This is a genomic window from Streptomyces sp. NPDC056503, from assembly GCF_042794995.1.
Lineage (GTDB): Bacteria > Actinomycetota > Actinomycetes > Streptomycetales > Streptomycetaceae > Streptomyces.
Window position 1 is genome coordinate 25,979 of the sequence record NZ_JBHTST010000057.1, and the last position, 18,415, is coordinate 44,393.

General features: G+C 73.6%; 19 protein-coding genes and 1 riboswitch. Of the genes, 12 read left to right on the top strand and 7 right to left on the bottom strand.

Annotated elements, in window-relative coordinates:
• The first annotated feature begins 8 nt into the window (after positions 1-8).
• From ACFQ8C_RS18880 to ACFQ8C_RS18900, 5 genes are all read left to right on the top strand, one after another.
• The gene (locus tag ACFQ8C_RS18880) at positions 9-869 is read left to right on the top strand and encodes an ATP-binding cassette domain-containing protein (RefSeq protein ID WP_383458592.1); all 861 of its coding nucleotides are present in this window, start codon (positions 9-11) and stop codon (positions 867-869) included.
• A complete protein-coding gene (locus ACFQ8C_RS18885) occupies positions 841-2,967 on the top strand; it encodes a YhgE/Pip family protein (RefSeq protein ID WP_383458595.1) in 2,127 nt (708 codons plus the stop codon). The genes ACFQ8C_RS18880 and ACFQ8C_RS18885 overlap by 29 nt, the downstream gene beginning before the upstream one ends.
• Positions 2,968-2,996: 29 nt before the next feature.
• Positions 2,997-3,608 (top strand): TetR/AcrR family transcriptional regulator, encoded by a 612-nt coding sequence (locus ACFQ8C_RS18890; RefSeq protein ID WP_383458597.1) that lies wholly within the window; start codon positions 2,997-2,999, stop codon positions 3,606-3,608.
• Between the two features lie 427 nt (positions 3,609-4,035).
• Positions 4,036-4,674: a DUF4126 domain-containing protein gene (locus ACFQ8C_RS18895; protein ID WP_383458599.1), complete on the top strand. Its 639-nt coding sequence runs from the start codon at positions 4,036-4,038 to the stop codon at positions 4,672-4,674.
• Between the two features lie 10 nt (positions 4,675-4,684).
• Positions 4,685-6,118, top strand: coding sequence for a phytoene desaturase family protein (locus ACFQ8C_RS18900; protein ID WP_383458602.1), 1,434 nt, complete (start codon positions 4,685-4,687; stop codon positions 6,116-6,118).
• A gap of 37 nt (positions 6,119-6,155) precedes the next feature.
• Here the strand turns inward: ACFQ8C_RS18900 and ACFQ8C_RS18905 are convergent, their stop codons facing one another.
• From ACFQ8C_RS18905 to ACFQ8C_RS18925, 5 genes are all read right to left on the bottom strand, one after another.
• Positions 6,156-7,067 carry a hypothetical protein gene (locus tag ACFQ8C_RS18905; RefSeq protein ID WP_383458605.1) on the bottom strand — a complete coding sequence of 304 codons (912 nt, stop codon included), beginning with the start codon at positions 7,065-7,067 and terminating at the stop codon, positions 6,156-6,158.
• A 54-nt stretch (positions 7,068-7,121) separates the two neighbouring features.
• Entirely contained in the window at positions 7,122-8,036 is a 915-nt protein-coding gene (metF, locus tag ACFQ8C_RS18910) for a methylenetetrahydrofolate reductase [NAD(P)H] (RefSeq protein ID WP_383458608.1), read from the bottom strand.
• Positions 8,037-8,186: 150 nt separating this feature from the next.
• On the bottom strand, positions 8,187-8,840 hold the full coding sequence (gene thiE, locus ACFQ8C_RS18915) for a thiamine phosphate synthase (protein ID WP_383458611.1): 654 nt from the start codon (positions 8,838-8,840) through the stop codon (positions 8,187-8,189).
• Positions 8,841-8,913: 73 nt separating this feature from the next.
• Complete coding sequence (locus ACFQ8C_RS18920; protein WP_383458614.1) at positions 8,914-9,279, bottom strand: Rv2175c family DNA-binding protein; 366 nt, start codon at positions 9,277-9,279, stop codon at positions 8,914-8,916.
• Positions 9,280-9,422: 143 nt separating this feature from the next.
• Positions 9,423-10,646 (bottom strand): NAD(P)/FAD-dependent oxidoreductase, encoded by a 1,224-nt coding sequence (locus tag ACFQ8C_RS18925; protein ID WP_383458616.1) that lies wholly within the window; start codon positions 10,644-10,646, stop codon positions 9,423-9,425.
• An 82-nt stretch (positions 10,647-10,728) separates the two neighbouring features.
• Positions 10,729-10,842, top strand: a riboswitch (TPP riboswitch).
• On the opposite strand from ACFQ8C_RS18925, the gene thiO reads away from it, so the two are divergent.
• The 6 genes from thiO (at position 10,840) to ACFQ8C_RS18955 (ending at position 16,707) form a co-directional block, all read left to right on the top strand.
• A complete protein-coding gene (gene thiO, locus ACFQ8C_RS18930) occupies positions 10,840-12,069 on the top strand; it encodes a glycine oxidase ThiO (protein WP_383458619.1) in 1,230 nt (409 codons plus the stop codon). (Overlaps the previous riboswitch by 3 nt.)
• Positions 12,066-12,266, top strand: coding sequence for a sulfur carrier protein ThiS (gene thiS / locus ACFQ8C_RS18935; RefSeq protein ID WP_383458620.1), 201 nt, complete (start codon positions 12,066-12,068; stop codon positions 12,264-12,266). The genes thiO and thiS overlap by 4 nt, the downstream gene beginning before the upstream one ends.
• A 5-nt stretch (positions 12,267-12,271) precedes the next feature.
• Complete coding sequence (locus ACFQ8C_RS18940; RefSeq protein ID WP_383458623.1) at positions 12,272-13,066, top strand: thiazole synthase; 795 nt, start codon at positions 12,272-12,274, stop codon at positions 13,064-13,066.
• 90 nt (positions 13,067-13,156) lie between these two features.
• Complete coding sequence (gene pknB, locus ACFQ8C_RS18945; protein WP_383458626.1) at positions 13,157-15,076, top strand: Stk1 family PASTA domain-containing Ser/Thr kinase; 1,920 nt, start codon at positions 13,157-13,159, stop codon at positions 15,074-15,076.
• A gap of 7 nt (positions 15,077-15,083) precedes the next feature.
• Positions 15,084-15,935 (top strand): deoxyribonuclease IV, encoded by an 852-nt coding sequence (locus ACFQ8C_RS18950; protein WP_383458629.1) that lies wholly within the window; start codon positions 15,084-15,086, stop codon positions 15,933-15,935.
• A 94-nt stretch (positions 15,936-16,029) separates the two neighbouring features.
• Positions 16,030-16,707 carry a DUF4396 domain-containing protein gene (locus tag ACFQ8C_RS18955; protein WP_383458632.1) on the top strand — a complete coding sequence of 226 codons (678 nt, stop codon included), beginning with the start codon at positions 16,030-16,032 and terminating at the stop codon, positions 16,705-16,707.
• Between the two features lie 28 nt (positions 16,708-16,735).
• Here ACFQ8C_RS18955 and ACFQ8C_RS18960 read toward each other — a convergent pair whose 3' ends face one another.
• Positions 16,736-17,380: a sulfite oxidase-like oxidoreductase gene (locus ACFQ8C_RS18960; RefSeq protein WP_383458635.1), complete on the bottom strand. Its 645-nt coding sequence runs from the start codon at positions 17,378-17,380 to the stop codon at positions 16,736-16,738.
• A gap of 181 nt (positions 17,381-17,561) precedes the next feature.
• Here ACFQ8C_RS18960 and bfr point away from each other — a divergent pair, with 181 nt between their 5' ends.
• The gene (bfr, locus tag ACFQ8C_RS18965; RefSeq protein ID WP_043223049.1) at positions 17,562-18,038 is read left to right on the top strand and encodes a bacterioferritin; all 477 of its coding nucleotides are present in this window, start codon (positions 17,562-17,564) and stop codon (positions 18,036-18,038) included.
• Between the two features lie 12 nt (positions 18,039-18,050).
• Here bfr and ACFQ8C_RS18970 read toward each other — a convergent pair whose 3' ends face one another.
• On the bottom strand, positions 18,051-18,314 hold the full coding sequence (locus tag ACFQ8C_RS18970; RefSeq protein WP_383458638.1) for a bacterioferritin-associated ferredoxin: 264 nt from the start codon (positions 18,312-18,314) through the stop codon (positions 18,051-18,053).
• Positions 18,315-18,415 lie beyond the last annotated feature (101 nt).

The window sequence follows — 18,415 nt, forward strand, 5'->3', positions numbered from 1 at the left end:
GTGGATCCATGGGATCCGACGACCTGACCACACGACCGTCTCCGGAGGGCGCCGGCGGGGAGACCGGCGCCGGCCGCGACCCGGCGGCGCACGGCGCCGAGCTCGCCGTCGCGGGCCTGGGGCTCACGGGCCCCCGCGGCTGGGCCTTCCGGGACGTGTCCTTCCGCGCCGGGGCCGGGTCCCTGGTGGCGCTCGAAGGCCCGTCCGGCACCGGCCGCACCTGTCTGCTGCTCGCGCTCACCGGCCGGATGAGGACCAAGGAGGGCACCGCGGAGATCGGCGGGCTGCCGCTGCCGCGCCGGATGGCCGCCGTGCGCCGGATCGCCGCGCTCGGCCAGGTCCCCGGCGTGAGCGAGCTCGACCCGTCGCTCACGGTCGCCGAGCACCTGCGCGAGCGGGCCCTGCTCCAGCGCCGGTTCGACGGCTCGGTCCGCGGCCTGCTGCGCCGCCCCGGCACCCGGGCCGCCGAGGCCCGCGCCCGGATCGACGAGGCCGTGGCGGCCGCCGGGCTCGACCTCGCCGCCCTGCCGAAGGGCGAGCGGACCTCCGTACGGGACCTGGAGCGCCTGGAGGCGCTGCGGCTGTCGATCGCGCTGGCCCTGATCGGCCGGCCCCGGCTGCTCGGCGTGGACGACACGGACCTGAAGCTGTCGGACGCCGACCGGGCCGAGGCCTGGACGCTGCTGCGCGCGGTGGCCGACGCCGGCACCACCGTCCTCGCCGTCTGCAGCGAGGCCCCGGCCGGCGCCCTGCGGATCACCACGGTCGCCACGCCCGCGAAGGCGGACCCGGACCCGAAGACCACCGCCGAAGACGACATCACCGAGGAGGGGGCGGACGATGCGCTCGCCGAAACTGGCCGCGCTTGAGCTGAGGCGCTTCGGCAGGGGCAAGCTGCCGCGCGCCGCGCTCGTCGCGGTCCTGCTGCTGCCGCTGCTGTACGGCGCCCTGTACCTGTACTCGTTCTGGGACCCGTACAGCAGGCTCGACCGGCTGCCCGTGGCCCTGGTCGACGAGGACCGCGGCGCCACCACCGACGGCAAGCGGATCACCGCCGGACGGGACCTCACCGAGGGGCTGCTGGAGAGCAGGACCTTCGAGTGGCACGAGGTCGGCGAAGCCGAGGCGCGCGAGGGCGTCGAGGACGGCCGGTACTACCTGTCCCTGACCGTGCCCGACGACTTCAGCGAGCGGATCGCCTCCAGCTCCGGGGACTCCCCCGAGACCGGCGCCCTGAAGGTCCGGACGAACGACTCCAACAACTACATCGTCGGCCAGATCTCGCGGACGGTCTTCTCCGAGGTGCGTACCGCCGCCTCCACCAAGTCCTCCCGGACCTTCCTCGACAAGATCTTCATCTCCTTCTCCGACATCCACGAGGCCACCGCCGAGGCCGCCAAGGGCGCGGCCGACCTGAAGAAGGGCGTGGACAAGGCCAAGAAGGGCTCCAAGGACCTCTCCGACGGCCTGACCGACGCCAAGACCGGCAGCGGCGACCTGGCCTCCGGCCTCAAGAGGCTGGACAAGGGATCCAAGGACGTCCAGACCGGTACGCGCAAGGTCGCGGACGGCACCCAGGCCCTCGCCGACAAGGTGAACGGCACCGCGGACAAGGTCCGCCCGTACCTGGCGAACAACGGCAAGTCGATCCGCGACACCGCCAAGCTGGTCTCCGACTCGGCCACCGCCGCCCGCAACGACCTGGAGGACCTGGTCCGCCGCGCCCCGCTGCTGCGCACCGCCGCCCACAAGGCGGACGACACCCTCGGCCGGCTGCACCGCGAGTCCTGCGCGAAGCCCGGCGCCACCGCGCCGGTCGAACTGCCGGAGGGCGTCACGCTCCCCGACCCCAAGGAGGTGTGCGCGGCCCTGAAGGAGGCGTCGACCACCGCCGGGGACGTCGCCACCATCGCGGACGACGTGCACGAGCTGACCAAGGACGGCAGTGGCGACCTGAAGACGCTCGACGCGCGGCTGAAGAAGCTGAAGAAGGAAGCCGACGAGCTGGCCGCCCGCGCCCCGCACCTGGACGAGGACGTCGAGGGCGCCATCCGGAAGATCAACGAGCTCAACAAGGGCGCGAAGAAGGTCGCCGACGGCGCCGAACAGCTGCACACCGGCATCACCGGCGCCCGCGCCGGATCGGTCAGCCTGGACACCGGCGTCGGCAAGCTGAAGAAGGGCGCCGGCGACCTCGACGGCGGCCTGTTCAAGCTCGCCGACGGCTCCGGCTCGCTCGCCACCGGACTCAAGGACGGCGTCGACCAGATCCCGGACTACGACAAGGACGAGCGCGACCGGCGTACGGAGGTCATGGCCGACCCGGTGAAGCTGGCCGCCCAGACGCTCCACAAGGCGCCGAACTACGGCACGGGCTTCGCCCCGTACTTCATCCCGCTCTCCCTCTGGGTCGGCGCGATGGTCGCCTACATGATCATCCAGCCGATGAACCGCCGGGCCCTCGCCGCGGGCGCCTCCGCCTGGCGGATCGCGCTGGCCGGCTGGTTCCCGGTGGCGGCGATCGGAGTCCTCCAGGTCGGCGCGCTCCTCTCCGTCCTGCACTGGGGCCTCGGCCTGGAGATGGCCAGGGCGGCCGGCACGATCGGCTTCCTCGCGCTCGTGACCTGCTGCTTCGCCGCGATCATCCAGTGGCTCAACGCCCGCTTCGGCGCGGCCGGAAGGATCCTGGTGCTGGCCCTGCTCATGGTCCAGCTGACCTCGGCGGGCGGCACCTACCCGGTGCAGACCAGCCCGGGCTTCTTCAACGCCGTCCACCCCTTCCTGCCGATGACCCATGTGGTCGAGGCGCTGCGCCGGCTCATCTCCGGCGGCGGGACGGGTCCGGTCTGGGAGGCCGTCGCCGTCCTCACCGCCTTCACCCTGGGCGCGCTCGCCCTGACCTCGGTCACCGCGCGGCGCAAGCAGGTGTGGACACTGGACCGGCTCCACCCCGAACTGTCGCTGTGACCCGCACCGCCTCTGTGAGAATCGACCCCATGGACAGCAGCAGCACCCGCCGCCAGGCCACCCGCGCCAAGCTCTACGAGGCAGCCGTCACCCTCATCGCCGAGCAGGGGTTCTCGGCCACGACGGTCGACGAGATCGCCGAGCGGGCCGGGGTGGCCAAGGGCACGGTCTACTACAACTTCAAGAGCAAGACCGAGCTCTTCGAGGAGCTGCTGCGCCACGGCGTCTCCCTCCTCACCGCCTCGCTGCGGACGGCGGCCGAGGAGACGGCGGCGCGGGGCGACAGCCGCGTCGCCGCGCTGGACGCGATGATCCGCGCCGGCCTCGTCTTCATCGACCGCTACCCCGCCTTCACCCAGCTGTACGTGGCCGAGCTCTGGCGCACCAACCGCGCCTGGAACTCCACGCTCCTGGTGGTCCGCCAGGAGGCCGTCGCCGTCGTGGAGGGGGTCCTGCGCGACGGCGTCGAGGAGGGCGAACTGAGCGAGGAGATCGACGTCCAGCTGACGGCCGCGGCCCTGGTCGGCATGGTCCTGGTCGCCGCCCTGGACTGGAAGGCCTTCCAGAGCGAGCGTTCCCTGGACGACGTCCACGCGGCGCTGTCGCTGCTGCTGCACGGGCGGGTGGGCGGAGGCTGCTGAGCCGGATCCGATGTCTGGGATCCAATGTCCGAGACATCGGATCCCAGACATCGGACACCGGACATTGGATCCGGGACATCGGATCCAGGATGTTGGATCCAGGACCTCGGATCCGGGATGTTGGATCCGGGATGTTGGATCCCAGATCACGAAAAAGCGCCGGTCCCGCGAGGCTCGATCCCCCCGAGCCACGCCGGACCGGCGCTTCCTTTCGTACACCCCCGTGCACGTCCCCCGTGCCGGCAGGCGCGCGGCCCCGTTCCGCAGCCCCGTGCCGGCGGTGCGGAGCCGCGCCCCTTCCGTGGGCTCCACTCTCTCCTCCGGGCGGCCCCTCCCCCATCCGCGCGGGTACTCATCTCGGCCACTAGGTACGGATACTCAGTCGGCTCCCGTGACGGGCGGGCGCGGCCTCGTTACGATCACGAGCGTGTCCGTACTCCCCCTGGTCTTCACCAGCGGCTGGGCGAGCGGGATCAACGCCTACGCGGTGGTCCTGCTGCTCGGCGTCTTCGGCGCGACCGGGCTCACCGACGAGGTGCCCGAGGCGCTCCAGCGCACCGACGTCCTGGTCGCGGCCGGCGTGTTGTTCCTGATCGAGGCGGTCGCGGACAAGGTGCCGTACGTGGACAACGTGTGGGACTCCGTCCACACGGTGATCCGGCCGGTCGCCGGGGCCGTGGTGGCCGCCCTGCTGGCCGGTGAGAGCGGTTCGCTGCCGGAGCTGGCGGCGGGGGCGATCGGCGGTTCGACGGCGCTGATGAGCCATCTGGTCAAGGCGGGGACCCGGATGGCGGTGAACACCTCGCCGGAGCCGTTCTCCAACATCGCGATCAGCACGGGCGAGGACCTCGCCGTCGCCGGCGTCATCACCTTCGCGATATTCCATCCGGTGGCGGCGGCGGTGATCGCCGCCGTGCTGCTGGCGCTCGGCATCTGGCTGCTGGTCTTCCTGGCCTCCCGGATCCGGCGCTTCCTGCGCCGCAGGGCGCAGCGCCGCGAGGAGCGCAGACTCGCGGCGGCGGAGGGCGGCCCACCTGCGGACCGGTCCGTCGGCGGGGGCCGATAGGGTCCCTGACATGGGACGGATTGTGGTGATCGGCGCGGGTCTCGGCGCCATGGCGGCGGCGGCACGGCTCGCGGTCGCCGGACACGCGGTGACGGTGTACGAGCGGACGTCGACGTACGGCGGGGCGGTGGGCCGCTTCGAGCGCGAGGGGTTCGCCTTCGACACCGGCCCGGGGCTGCTGCACCTGCCGGCGGTCTACCGCGATCTGTTCGTGAAGACGGGGAAGAGGCCGCTGGAGGAGTGCGTCGGGCTGAGCCAGGTCGATCCGGCCGCCCGGCACGTCTTCGCCGACGGCACGCGCGTGGACCTGCCGAACGCCTCCCGGGCCGGCACGGTCGCCGCCCTGGACGCGGCGCTCGGCGCGGGCGCGGGCGAGCGCTGGGGGGAGTTCCTGGTGCGGGCCCGTGAGGCGTGGGACCGGACCCGCCGCCCGCTCCTGGAGGAGCCGCAGCCGGCCGACCCGAAGGCGCTCGCCCGCGAGCCGTACCCGGCGCTGAGGGCGGGGCTGCTGCGCCGCCCGACGCGGACGCTCGCCCAGGTCGGCGAGCGGGAGCTGCGGGACCCCCGGCTGATCGCGCTCCTGGACTCGTACGCGGAGGCGTACGGCTTTCCGGCGTCGAGCGCACCGGCGTCCGCCGTCGTCCTGCCGTACATGGAGCAGACCTTCGGCAGCTGGTACGTGGCGGGCGGCATCCGGGCGCTCGCGGACGCGGTGTACGAGCGCTGCCGGGAGCGGCGGGTGGAGTTCGTCTTCGACGCGCGGGTGGACGAACTGCTGACCGAGGCGGGCCGGGCGGTCGGGGTCCGGCTGGAGTCGGGCGAGACGGTGCCGGCGGACCACGTGGTCGCGGGCGCTCCCGTGCCGGCGCTCTACCGGGAGCAGGTGCTGCCGTGGGAGCGCGCCGACGAGTGGCCGGCCTTCCAGCGGCACGGCACCGGCCGGCTGACGGTCCTGCTGGCCCTCCGCGGCGCCCGCGAGGACGGCGCCGCGCACCGGACCGTCGTCCACGGGGACGGCGCCCGGCCCACGGTGACGGTGCTGCGGCCGGACGACCCGGCGCTGCGGCCCGACGCCGACCACGAGTCGGTGACGGTCTCCGCGCGCGTGGACCTGGCGCCGGAGGAGGACCGGGCGGGGCTCGCCGGGCGGATGGTGGAGGCCGCCGGGCACGCCGTGCCGGGGCTGGCCGAGCGGCTGCTCTGGCAGGTGGTCCGCACCCCGGAGGACGTGCGGGAGGCGACGGGGACGCCCGAGGTGCCGGGTCCGGCGCTGGCGGACGCCCGGGGGCGGTGGCTGCCCGCCGCCACTCTCTCCCCGGTGCCCGGGCTGTACTTCGCGGGCGGCTGGTCGCATCCGGGCGGCGGGCTCGCCCACGCGGGCATGTCGGGCGCGCTGGTGGCCGGGCTGATCGTCGAGGGCGCGGAGTTCCGCGGCTCGCGGTGACGCGCCCCGGCCGGCCGGGGCGCGCCCTGCCGGGACCTCAGTAGCGGTACTGGGACTGCTCGTCCGGGTGCTGCTCGTAGCCGTACTGCCCGGGGGTGTACGCCTGCGGCGGCTGCTCGTCGGTGTCGCGCTGCTGCGGGACCCAGACGCCGCCGGGCGGGGTGTCGTAGGTGTACGAGGGGGCGTAGGAGTCGCCGTAGTACGAGGTGTACTGCTGGCCGTCGGTGCCCGGGCCGATGTACGGGTCGGAGTAGGCGGCGTACTGCTGCGGGGCGCCTGCGGTGCCGTAGTCGTAGCCGGGCTGCTGCTCGTAGCCGGTGGCGTAGGTGTCGTACGCGGGCGTGTCCTGGGCGGCGGCGGGGGCGTAACCGGCGCCGTAGCCTCCGGTGTCGTAACCGGTGGTGTCGTAGCCGGGCTGCTGCTCGTAGCCGGGCTGCTCGTAACCGGGCTGCTGCCCGTAGCCCTGCTGCTGGTCGTGGCCTCCGTAGACGCCGTACTGGCCGGTGTCCTCGGGCAGGGGCTGCGGCTCGTAGACGGGGGCGGGCTCGTCTCCGGCGCGCAGTTCCTCGGCGTCGGGGCCGGGGGCAGGGGCTCCGCCCGGGCCCTCGTGGGACTCGTAGGAGAGGCCGGAGACCTCCAGGGTCGGGCCGGCCTCGGGGGTCGGGCCCGCCTTGCGGCGGCGGCTGGCGCCGGGGCTGCCGCCGACGGCCCAGCCGGTGGAGAAGCCCCGGCGGAAGGAGAGCGTCACGAAGGTCTGGCCGACGGCGAAGGCGACCGCGCCGGCGATGATGACCGCCACCGAGGGCAGCAGCACGCCGGCGACCACGCCGAGGAAGCCGCAGAAGGCGAGGAGCCGCCAGCGGAGCCGCGCCTTGTACTGGAGGAGCACCTCGCCGAGCAGCCAGAGCGCCACCAGGCCGAAAGCGATGTAGAGGACCGTCCACCCCATGCCCCGCCGCCCCTCTCTACGGCCACCGCCGCGGGTCGGGGCGGGTACGACCGGTCAGGACTGCTGGTGCAGTCCGAGATTCTCGTAGATCTCGAGCGTCGCGGTGGAGCTGTTGAGCGTGATGAAGTGCAGTCCGGGTACACCCTCGGCCAGCAGGCGCGCGCAGAACTCCGTCGCGAACTCGATACCGATGGAGCGTACAGCGGCGGGGTCGTCCTTGACCGCGAGGATGCGCTCTTTCACATCCGGGGGGAAGGCGGCGTTGCTGAGCTGGGGCAGCCGGTCGAGGGTCTTCACGTTCACGACGGGCATGACCTCGGGGATGATCGGGGTCTCGCAGCCGGCCTTCTCGACGCTGTCGCGCAGCCGCAGGTAGTTCTCGGGGTCGAAGAACATCTGGGTGACCGCGTAGTCGGCGCCGGCCCGGCACTTGTCGACGAAGTGGCGGATGTCGGTGTCCCAGTCGGCGGACCGGGGGTGCATCTCGGGGAAGGCGGCGACGCCGACGCAGAAGTCGCCGGACTCCTTGATGAGCCGCACGAGGTCGGCGGCGTACTGGACGCCCTCGGGGTGCTCGACCCACTCGCCCAGCGGGTCGCCCGGCGGGTCGCCGCGCAGCGCGAGCATGTTGCGGATGCCGGCGTCCGCGTACTGTCCGAGGACGTTGCGCAGCTCGGCGACGGAGTGGTCGACGGCGGTGAGGTGGGCGACCGGGGTGAGGGTGGTGTCCGAGGCGATCTTCTGGGTGGCCTTGACGGTGCCGCCGCGGGTGGAGCCGCCGGCGCCGTAGGTCACGGAGACGAAGCTGGGGCCGACGGCCTCGACGCGACGCATGGCGTTCCAGAGGACCTGCTCGCCCTTGGCCGTCCGGGGCGCGTAGAACTCGAAGGAGTACGACGTCCCGGCGGCGAGGATCTCGCGGACCGTGCGGGCGCGGTCCGTACGGACGGAAGCGGTTCCAAGGGCCATACCGGCAGGTTAGACGGGGTCCAGGTGAGCGCGGAAACGGCGTCCGCGTTCTGGACAACTTTTCGGACATCGGGGTGACGCCGGAATCGCCCCCTCCCCACCCCGTCCCCACAGGGCGGGGGTGGCGGCTTCCCCTCGGAACCGGTCGGGTCAGGCGTCGGCCCGCTCGCGGACGCGCTTGGCGAGGGAGGCGGCGGCCGCGGCCGGGTCGTCGGCCTCGGTGAGCGCGCGGACGACGACGATCCGGCGGGCGCCGGCGTCGAGGACCTGGTCCAGGTTGGTCTCGTCGATGCCGCCGATGGCGAACCAGGGGCGGTCCTGGGCGAGCCCCGCGGCGTACCTCACCAGGTCGAGGCCGGGAGCGTACCGCCCGGGCTTGGTGGGGGTGGGCCAGCAGGGGCCGGTGCAGAAGTAGTCGACGCCGGGTTCGGCGGCGGCCGCGGCCGCCTCGGACTCGGCGTGGCAGGAGCGGCCGATCAGGACCTCGTCGCCGAGGATGGCGCGGGCGGCGGGGACGGGCAGGTCGCCCTGGCCGAGGTGGAGGACGTCGGAGCCGATGGCGTGGGCGACGTCGGCCCGGTCGTTCACGGCGAGGAGCTTGCCGTGGCGGCGGCAGGCCTCGGCGAGGACGGCGAGGTGCTCCAGCTCCTCGCCGGCCTCCATGCCCTTGTCGCGGAGCTGCACGATGTCCACGCCGGAGGAGAGCACGGCGTCGAGGAAGGCGGGCAGGTCGCCCTGGCGCTTCCGGGCGTCGGTGCACAGGTAGAGCCGGGCGTCGGCGAGCTGCTCACGAGGCGTGGGCATGGTGGTTCCCCCCGTCGGGTGGCGCCGGTGCCGCGGCGTGGGGCCGCGGCGCCGGCGGTGGTGGTCCGGTGTGTCAGACGGCGAGCGCCTGGGCGCGGCGCTTCACCTCCGTGCCGCGATTCTCGCCGAGGGCCTGCGCGGGGGTGCCGGGCAGGGTGGGGTCGGCGGTGAAGAGCCACTCCAGCATCTCCTCGTCGGAGAAGCCGTCGTCCCGCAGGAGCGTCAGGGTCCCGGCGAGGCCCTTGACGACCTTGTCGTCCTGGATGAAGGCGGCGGGCACCTGGAGAGCGTTGTTCTCTCCGCGGCGCACGGCGATCAGCTGGCCCTCCTTCACCAGCTGCCGCACCCGCGTCACCTCGACGTCGAGCATCTCCGCGATGTCGGGGAGGTAGAGCCAGGCGGGGACGAGAGCATCGATGTTTGCGTCAATCTCGGTCACGGGACAAGCCTGCCATCCGGGACCGACAGTCGGTAGTCGGGCCCGCCCCGACGCCTCCGTACGGGGGTGGCGCCGGGCGGGAGACGGCCCCGGCCGTCCCTTCCGGATCCCGCCGGGCTCCCGGCCGACCCGGAAGGGACGGACTACCGGGCCGCGGACTTCAGCGGGACGGCCGGGTCGGCGGCGCGCTCGGGGTCGAGGGGGGTGCCGGCCTCGATGAGCTTGCGGCCCTGGGCGAGGTCGCGGGGGCGGCCGACGGCGAGGAGCGCGACCGGCACCCCGCCGCGCAGCCAGAGCACCGACCAGGAGGCCCCGGCCGGGTCGCCGCGCCGCACGAGGGCGTCGGCGCCGGCGTGGTGGCCGGCGTACTGGACGAAGCGGCCGAACTGCTCGGACCAGAAGTACGGGACGGGGTCGTACGGCTCCGGGGCGGGGCCGTCGGCTCCGGTGAGGTCGGCGGCGACCGTGCGGGGGCCCTGGAGGGCGTTGTCCCAGTGGTGGACGAGGAGCCGCTCCCCGTAGCGGGCGGAGGGGAAGGAGGCGCAGTCGCCGACCGCGTACACGTCGGGCAGGGAGGTGCGCAGCCGGTCGTCGGCGGTGACGGCGCCGCTCGGGTCGAGGGCGATGCCGGAGTCCGCGAGCCAGTCGGTGGCGGGGCGGGCGCCGATGCCGACGACGACGGCGTCGGCGGGGAGCTCGCGGCCGTCGGCGAGGACGACGGCGCCGGGGCGGACGGTGGCCACGCGCGCGTGGGTGAGGAGTTCGGCGCCGCTCTCGGCGTACCAGCCGGCCATGACGGTGGTGACCTCGTCGGGCAGGGCGCCGGCGAGCGGGAGGGCGGCGGCCTCGACGACGGTGACGGCGCAGCCGGCCTCGCGGGCGGCGGTGGCGAACTCGGCGCCGATCCAGCCGGCGCCGACCACGACGACGGGGCCGCCGCCGGCCAGGACGGGGCCGAGGCGGACGGCGTCGTCGAGGGTGCGCAGCAGGTGGACGCCGGGGACTCCCCCGGTGCCGGGGAGGGTGAGCGGGTGGGCGCCGGTGGCGAGGACGAGGGCGTCGTACGGGAAGCGCCCCTCCTCGGTGACGAGTTCGCGGGCGGCGGGGCGCAGCCCGGTCGCGTCGAGGCCGAGGCGGAGGTCGACGCCGAGGGACTCGAAGTCGACGTCGAAGGCGGAGTGCTCGGCCTTGCCGAGGAGGACCGCCTTGGAGAGCGGGGGCCGGTCGTAGGGCTGGTGGGGTTCGGCGCCGATGAGGGTGACGGGGCCCTCGAAGCCCTGCTCGCGCAGGGCGACGGCGGTCTGCACGCCCGCCATGCCCGCGCCGACGATCACGACGTGCCGCTGGTTCTGCTTCTGCTCGCTCACTCGTCCACCATACGCATCTGACACATCGTCAGATAGAAGGCCCTCTGTGGCGCTCCGGCGACGGGGGCTAGGGTGGCGGGCACACACCACTCGCGGGAGCCCGGACGCACCGGGCTGAGAGGGAGGCTGGCCGGCCTCCGACCGTACGAACCTGATCCGGGTCATGCCGGCGAAGGGAGGGGCGGGAACGCCCATGCGTTCTTCCGACAGCACCAACGACAGCACCCACGACGGCACCGTCACCGCGACCACCGACGTCACCGCGACCACCGACGTCCTCGTGGTCGGCGGCGGCGTCATCGGCCTCGTCACGGCCTGGCGGGCGGCCCTGCGCGGGCTGACCGTCGCGGTCGTCGACCCCGCACCGGGCGGCGGCGCCGCGCGGGTCGCGGCCGGCATGCTCGCCGCCGTCACCGAACTGCACTACGGCGAGGAGACCCTGCTCGGGCTCAACCTCGCCTCCGCCGAGCGCTACCCCGCGTTCGTGGCCGAGCTGGAGGAGGCCACCGGCCTCGACGTGGGCTACCGGGCCTGCGGCACGCTCGCCGTCGCGCTCGACGCCGACGACCGGGCCCACCTGCGCGAGCTGCACGCCCTCCAGACCCGCTGCGGACTCGCCTCCGAATGGCTGAGCGGCCGCGAGTGCCGCCGTCTGGAGCCCATGCTGGCGCCCGGCGTGCGCGGCGGGCTCCGGGTGGACGGCGACCACCAGGTGGACCCGCGCCGGCTCGCCGCCGCGCTGCTCACCGCCTGCGAGCGGGCCGGGGTGGTCTTCCACCGGGCGCTCGCCGAGCGGCTCACGGTGGTCCGCGACCGGGCGCGCGGAGTCGTCCTGGGCGACGGCACCGAGCTGACCGCCGGCCGGACCGTCCTCGCCGCCGGCAGCCTCAGCGGCCGCCTCGCGGGCGTGCCGCCGTCGGTCCTGCCGCCGGTCCGCCCGGTGAAGGGCCAGGTCCTGCGGCTGCGGATCCCCGCCCCGTACGCCCCCTTCCTCTCCCGCACCGTCCGGGCCGTGGTCCGCGGCAGCCACGTCTACCTGGTGCCGCGCGAGAACGGCGAGCTGGTCGTCGGCGCCACCAGCGAGGAGCTGGGCTGGGACACCACGGTGACCGCGGGCGGGGTGTACGAGCTGCTGCGCGACGCCCACGAGCTGGTCCCCGGCCTCACCGAGCTGCCGCTCACCGAGACGCTGGCCGGACTGCGCCCCGGCTCCCCGGACAACGCGCCGCTGCTCGGCCCGAGCGCCCTGCCCGGCCTCGACCTGGCCACCGGCCACTACCGCAACGGGATCCTCCTCACCCCCGTCACCGGCGACGTCATGGCGGAGGTGCTCACCACCGGCCTCCTCCCCGACGAGGCGCGCCCCTTCTCCCCCCGCCGCTTCCCCACCGCTCTCTCCGTACGTCAGGAGCAGCCCGCATGAACGTGTCCGTGAACGGGGAGCCGCGCGCGCTCGCCGCCCCCGTCTCCCTGGAGGCCCTGGTCACCGGCCTCACCACCGCCCCCTCCGGAGTCGCCGCCGCCGTCAACGAGACGGTGGTGCCGCGCGGGGAGTGGGCGGCGACGCTGCTCGCCGACGGCGACCGGGTCGAGGTCCTGACCGCGGTGCAGGGGGGCTGAGCGCGATGTCCGACGACGTGTTCACCCTCGGTGGTACGGAGTTCTCCTCCCGGCTCATCATGGGCACCGGCGGCGCCCCCAGCCTGGACGTCCTGGAGCGCTCCCTGGTGGCGAGCGGCACCGAGCTCACCACGGTCGCCATGCGCCGCCTCGACCCCACCGTGCAGGGCTCGGTCCTGTCCGTCCTCGACCGGCTCGGCATCCGCGTGCTGCCGAACACGGCGGGCTGCTACACCGCGGGCGAGGCCGTGCTGACCGCCCGGCTGGCCCGGGAGGCCCTCGGCACGGACTGGATCAAGCTGGAGGTGGTCGCCGACGAGCGGACCCTCCTCCCCGACGGGGTGGAGCTCCTCGACGCCGCCGAGACCCTCGTGGACGACGGCTTCACCGTCCTCCCCTACACCAACGACGACCCGGTCCTGGCCCGGAGGCTGGAGGACGTCGGCTGCGCGGCGATCATGCCGCTCGGCTCCCCCATCGGCTCCGGCCTCGGCATCCGCAACCCGCACAACTTCGAGCTGATCGTGGAGCGGGCCGGCGTCCCGGTGATCCTCGACGCCGGCGCGGGCACCGCCTCCGACGCGGCGCTCGCGATGGAGCTGGGGTGCGCGGCGGTGATGCTCGCCTCGGCGGTGACCCGCGCGCAGGAGCCGGTCCTGATGGCCTCGGCGATGCGCCACGCGGTCGAGGCGGGCCGGCTGGCGCACCGCGCCGGCCGCATCCCCCGGCGCCACTTCGCGGAGGCGTCCTCCCCGACGGAGGGCCGCGCCCGCCTCGACCCGGAACGCCCCGCGTTCTGACCCCGGCGCGGAGCGGGGTACGTCACAAGCGTGCTGCGGTCGGGCCCCGGAGGGCGGGGCCCGTCCCTACCGGCTCGTAGACTCGACGCCGTGGACACGACCCTTCAGGACCCCCTCGTCGGGCGGCTGCTCGACGGCCGCTACCGCGTCGACGCGCGCATCGCCGTCGGCGGGATGGCCACGGTCTACCGGGCCGTCGACACCCGCCTCGACCGCGTCCTCGCGCTCAAGGTGATGCACCCCGCCCTGGCGGCCGACGCCGTCTTCGTCGAACGGTTCATCCGCGAGGCGAAGTCCGTCGCCCGCCTCGCGCACCCGAACGTGGTCGCCGTCTTCGACCAGGGCGCCGAGGGCGCGTACGTCTACCTGGCGATGGAGTACGTCTCCGGCTGCACCCTCCGCGACGTGCTCCGCGAGCGCGGCGCCCTGCAGCCCCGCGCCGCCCTGGACATCCTGGAGCCGGTGCTGGCCGCGCTCGGCGCCGCGCACCGGGCCGGGTTCGTGCACCGGGACATGAAGCCGGAGAACGTGCTGATAGGGGACGACGGCCGGGTCAAGGTCGCCGACTTCGGGCTGGTCCGCTCCGTCGGCTCGGCGACCGCCACCACCGGCGCGGTCCTCGGCACCGTCTCGTACCTCGCCCCCGAGCAGATCGAGCACGGCACCGCGGACACCCGGGCCGACGTGTACGCCTGCGGCGTCGTCCTGTACGAGATGCTGACGGGCGCCAAGCCGCACGCGGGCGACACCCCCGCCCAGGTCCTCTACCAGCACCTGAACACCGACGTGCCGGCCCCGTCCGCCGACGTCCCCGGGCTCCCGTTCGAACTGGACGAGCTGGTCGCCGCCGCCACCGCCCGCAACCCCGAGGTCCGGCCGCACGACGCCGTGGCCCTGCTCGCCCTGCTCCGGGAGGCCCGGGCCACGCTCACCGACGCCCAGCTGGACGCACTGCCGCCGCGGGCGCGGACCGAGCAGCGGGACACCGGCGAGGACCGTACCGGCGTGATCGCCCGCCCCGTGCCCGGGCCGGACGCCGCCGACCCGCACGAGGTGCGGCACACCAGCCGCCTCGCGACGCCCGAGCCCCCGTCGGCCGGGCCCCGGCGCGCCCGTCGCCCGGCACCGCGCGGCCCGCTCCTGATCGTCCTCGGCGTCCTGCTCGCCCTGGGTGTCGGCGCCGGCGTCTGGTACGTCAACGCCGGCCAGTTCACCCGCGTCCCCGCCGTCCTCGGCCAGACCGAGCAGGTGGCCGCCGAGCGGCTCGCCGACGCCGGCCTGGAGCTGGGCACGACGAAGCGCGCCTTCAGCGAGGCGTACGAGCGCGGCACCGTGATGGACGTCGACCCGGCGCCCGGCGAGCGGGTCCGCAGCCACGCCACGGTCACCCTCACCCTCTCCCGGGGTCCGGAGATCGTGAAGGTGCCCAACCTGCGGAACAAGCCGCTCGACGAGGCCAGGCGGATCCTCACGGAGCAGGGCCTCGCCCCCGGCGTGGTCACCACCTCCTTCAGCACGACCGTCGCCCAGGGCGCGGTGATCGGTTCGGACCCGGAGCCGGGCACCGAGCGGGCCCCGGACTCGGCCGTGGCGCTGGTGGTCAGCAAGGGCGCCCCGGTCGACGTCCCGGACGTCACCGGCGAGACCGTCGCCGACGCCACCGCCACCCTCCAGGAGGCCGGCCTCAAGGTCTCCGTCGCGCCGGAGCGGGTGCACTCCGCCGAGGAGGCCGGCTCGGTCGCCGCCCAGTCCCTCGCCGAGGGCAGCCGCGCCGCGAAGGGCGACGCGGTCACCCTGACCGTCTCCAAGGGGCCGCGCCAGGTCGAGGTGCCGGACGTCGTCGGCATGACGACCGACGAGGCCCGCGAGGAGCTGGAGGCCGCCGGCTTCGAGGTGAAGGTCGAGAAGAGCTTCCCCTTCCTCGGGGACGAGGTCACGGGCCAGTCCGTCGAGGGCGGGAAGACCGCCCCGGAGGGCTCCACCGTCGCCATCACGATCAAGGGAATCTGAGAGAACCATGCGCAACCCCGTCGGCGGCCACGTCCCCGTGGCCGGCGGTCTCGCCACGACCGGCCTCGGCTACGCCCGCGAGCTGGGCGCCGAGACCGTCCAGGTCTTCGTCGCCAACCCGCGCGGCTGGGCCACCCCGGTCGGCAACCCCGCCCAGGACGAGCGGTTCCGGGAGGAGTGCGCCGCCGAGTCGATCTCGGCCTGGGTGCACGCCCCGTACCTGATCAACTTCGGCTCCCCCACCGAGGCCACCGTCGAGAAGTCGGTGGAGTCGCTGCGCCACTCGCTGCGGCGCGGCCGGGAGATCGGCGCGCGGGGCGTGGTCGTCCACACCGGTTCGGCGACCGGGGGCCGCCCCCGCGAGGAGGCGCTGGCACAGGTGCGGGAGCGGATGCTGCCGCTGCTCGACGAGCTGACCCACGAGGACGACCCGTACCTCCTCCTGGAGTCCACGGCCGGCCAGGGCTTCTCGCTCTGCTCCAAGGCGGAGGACTTCGGCCCGTACTTCGACGCCCTCGACCGTCACCCCAAGCTGGGGATCTGCCTCGACACCTGCCACATCTTCGCGGCCGGCCACGACCTGGCCGAGCCGGGCGGGGCGGTACGCACCCTGGACGAGCTGGTCGCCACGGTCGGCGAGGGCCGGCTCCGGCTGATCCACGCCAACGACTCGAAGGACGTCGTCGGCGCGCACAAGGACCGGCACGCCAACATCGGCGTCGGCCACATCGGCGAGGAGGCGTTCCGGCAGCTCCTGCGCCACCCGGCCACCGACGGTGTCCCGTTGATCATCGAGACGCCGGGCGGCAAGGAAGGGCACGTCGCCGACATCGAGCTGCTGAAGAAGCTCCGAGGCTGATCCCCTTCTGATCATTTCCCATTGAGGAATACCCCATGGGGGTATACGGTTCCTGAGGAAGCAGGAACCGCTACCCGAGGTTGGGGGCACCCTCATGGAGCACGAAACGCACGACCAGCACGCCGGACACACCCACCACGACACCCACGCGGGGCACGAGGCACACGCGGGACACGGCGACCATGGCAGTCATGGCGACCACGCCGGTCACGCCGGTCACGCCGGTCACGCCGGTCACGCCGGTCACGGCGGTCACGCCGGTCACGCCGGTCACGCCGGTCACGCCGGTCACGGCGGTCACGGCGGTCATGCCGGTCATGCCGGTCACGGCGGGACGGCGTCCTGGAGCATGGCGGCGAAGGCCACCCTCCACTGCCTCACCGGCTGCGCCATCGGCGAGGTCCTCGGCATGATCATCGGCACCGCGCTGGGCTGGGGCAACGCGCCGACCATGGTCCTCGCGATCGCCCTCGCGTTCTTCTTCGGCTACGCGCTCACGCTGCGCGGGGTCCTCGCCGCCGGCCTGGACTTCGGGTCCGCCTTCAAGGTCGCGCTCGCCGCCGACACCCTCTCCATCCTCGTGATGGAGATCGTCGACAACGGCGTACTGCTGCTCGTCCCGGGCGCCATGGACGCGCACCTGGGCGACGCCCTGTTCTGGGGCGCGCTCGCCTTCGCCTTCGCCGTCGCCTTCCTGGTCACCACGCCGGTGAACAAGTGGCTGATCGGACGGGGCAAGGGCCACGCGGTGGTGCACCGGTACCACCACTGACGGAGCCGTACGCGACGGCCCGGGGCTGCTACAGCTCCGGGCCGTCGCCCGGTTCCTCCTGGTACGAGTAGCGCTGCTCGGTCCACGGGTCGCCGAGGTTGTGGTAGCCGCGCTCCTCCCAGAAGCCCCGGCGGTCGGTCGTCATGTACTCCACGCCCCGGACCCACTTCGGGCCCTTCCAGGCGTACAGGTGCGGCACGACGAGCCGCAGCGGGAAGCCGTGCTCGGCGGTGAGCAGCTCGCCGTCCTTGTGGGTGGCGAAGATCGTTCCCTCCGCGGCGAAGTCGGCGAGCCGCATGTTGGCGCTGTAGCCGTACTCGGCCCAGACCATCACATGGGTGACGTGCGGCGCGGGCGGCGCCAGCTCCAGGATCGCGCGGGCGGCGACCCCGCCCCACTCGGCGCCGATCATGCTGAACTTGGTCACGCAGTGCAGGTCCGCCACCACCGTGGAGAACGGCAGGGCCGAGAACTCCTCGTGGTTCCAGCAGCGCTTGTCGCCGTCGGCGGTCGCGCCGAAGACCCGGAACTCCCAGCGCTCCGGCTTGAACTTGGGCACGGGACCGTAGTGGGTGACCGGCCAGCCGCGCTGGAGCCGCTGCCCCGGCGGAAGCTCCGGCGAAATCTCCGGCATCCCCACGTCCCGGTGTACTCCGCTCTCCGGCTGAACCATGTCCTCCATGGTGACAGACGGCAAGGGGTGGTGATGACCAGCCACCCACCCGGACGCGCCCATTCGGGCAAGTCCTACTAAGCCTGCACTTACTGGACGCCCCCCATTCGGAGTGCGAGGATGCGGCCATCCTGCCCGGTGAGGGGGCGGATACACCCCGTGATGGAAGGAACCTGGAGCGATGCAGGGCGACCCCGAGGTCCTGGAGTTTCTGAACGAGCAGCTGACCGGCGAGCTGACGGCCATCAACCAGTACTGGCTGCACTACCGCATCCAGGACAACAAGGGCTGGACGAAGCTCGCGAAGTACACCCGCGAAGAGTCCATCGACGAGATGAAGCACGCGGACAAGCTGACCGAGCGCATCCTGATGCTCGACGGCCTGCCCAACTACCAGCGGCTCTTCCACGTGCGCGTCGGCCAGACCATCACCGAGATGTTCCAGGCGGACCGCCAGGTCGAGGTGGAGGCGATCGACCGCCTCAAGCGCGGGATCGAGGTCATGCGCGCCAAGGGCGACGTCACCTCGGCCAACCTCTTCGAGGAGATCCTCGCGGACGAGGAGCACCACATCGACTACCTGGACACCCAGCTGGAGCTGATCGAGTCGCTGGGCGAGGCGCTCTACATCTCGACGCTCATCGAGCAGCCGAGCTAGGCGGCCGGAAGGCTAGGCGGCCTCGGGCAGCTCGACGGCCTCGGGCAGGTCCTCGGTCTCCGACGCGAGGGCCGGCATGCCCTGGTCGAGGAGTTCGCGGCGCGGGCAGTTCCCCCGCCCGAGAATGGCCTGAATGCGGCGTACACACGAACCGCAGTCCGTTCCCGCCTTGCAGGCGGAGGCGATCTGGCGGGGCGTGCAGGCGCCGGCCTCCGCGTGCTCCTTGACCTGCTTCTCCGTGACACCGAAGCATGAGCAGACGTACACGCGGATCACCTCCCGTCGAGATCGATTAGGCTAACCTAACCTTACCCGGCGGGCCGGGAGCGCAAAAGCCTTCGATACGGCGATGGGGCGCGGATCACAAGGATCCGCGC

Coding starts and splice junctions, on each gene's coding strand:
- ACFQ8C_RS18905 (WP_383458605.1), bottom strand. CDS start 7,067: ATGGGGTGGACGGTCCTCTACATCGCTTTCGGCCTGGTGGCGCTCTGG.
- ACFQ8C_RS18960 (WP_383458635.1), bottom strand. CDS start 17,380: ATGGTTCAGCCGGAGAGCGGAGTACACCGGGACGTGGGGATGCCGGAG.
- thiE (WP_383458611.1), bottom strand. CDS start 8,840: ATGCCCACGCCTCGTGAGCAGCTCGCCGACGCCCGGCTCTACCTGTGC.
- thiS (WP_383458620.1), top strand. CDS start 12,066: ATGAACGTGTCCGTGAACGGGGAGCCGCGCGCGCTCGCCGCCCCCGTC.
- ACFQ8C_RS18900 (WP_383458602.1), top strand. CDS start 4,685: ATGGGACGGATTGTGGTGATCGGCGCGGGTCTCGGCGCCATGGCGGCG.
- ACFQ8C_RS18880 (WP_383458592.1), top strand. CDS start 9: ATGGGATCCGACGACCTGACCACACGACCGTCTCCGGAGGGCGCCGGC.
- ACFQ8C_RS18885 (WP_383458595.1), top strand. CDS start 841: ATGCGCTCGCCGAAACTGGCCGCGCTTGAGCTGAGGCGCTTCGGCAGG.
- ACFQ8C_RS18890 (WP_383458597.1), top strand. CDS start 2,997: ATGGACAGCAGCAGCACCCGCCGCCAGGCCACCCGCGCCAAGCTCTAC.
- metF (WP_383458608.1), bottom strand. CDS start 8,036: ATGGCCCTTGGAACCGCTTCCGTCCGTACGGACCGCGCCCGCACGGTC.
- bfr (WP_043223049.1), top strand. CDS start 17,562: ATGCAGGGCGACCCCGAGGTCCTGGAGTTTCTGAACGAGCAGCTGACC.
- thiO (WP_383458619.1), top strand. CDS start 10,840: ATGCGTTCTTCCGACAGCACCAACGACAGCACCCACGACGGCACCGTC.
- ACFQ8C_RS18940 (WP_383458623.1), top strand. CDS start 12,272: ATGTCCGACGACGTGTTCACCCTCGGTGGTACGGAGTTCTCCTCCCGG.
- ACFQ8C_RS18955 (WP_383458632.1), top strand. CDS start 16,030: ATGGAGCACGAAACGCACGACCAGCACGCCGGACACACCCACCACGAC.
- ACFQ8C_RS18950 (WP_383458629.1), top strand. CDS start 15,084: ATGCGCAACCCCGTCGGCGGCCACGTCCCCGTGGCCGGCGGTCTCGCC.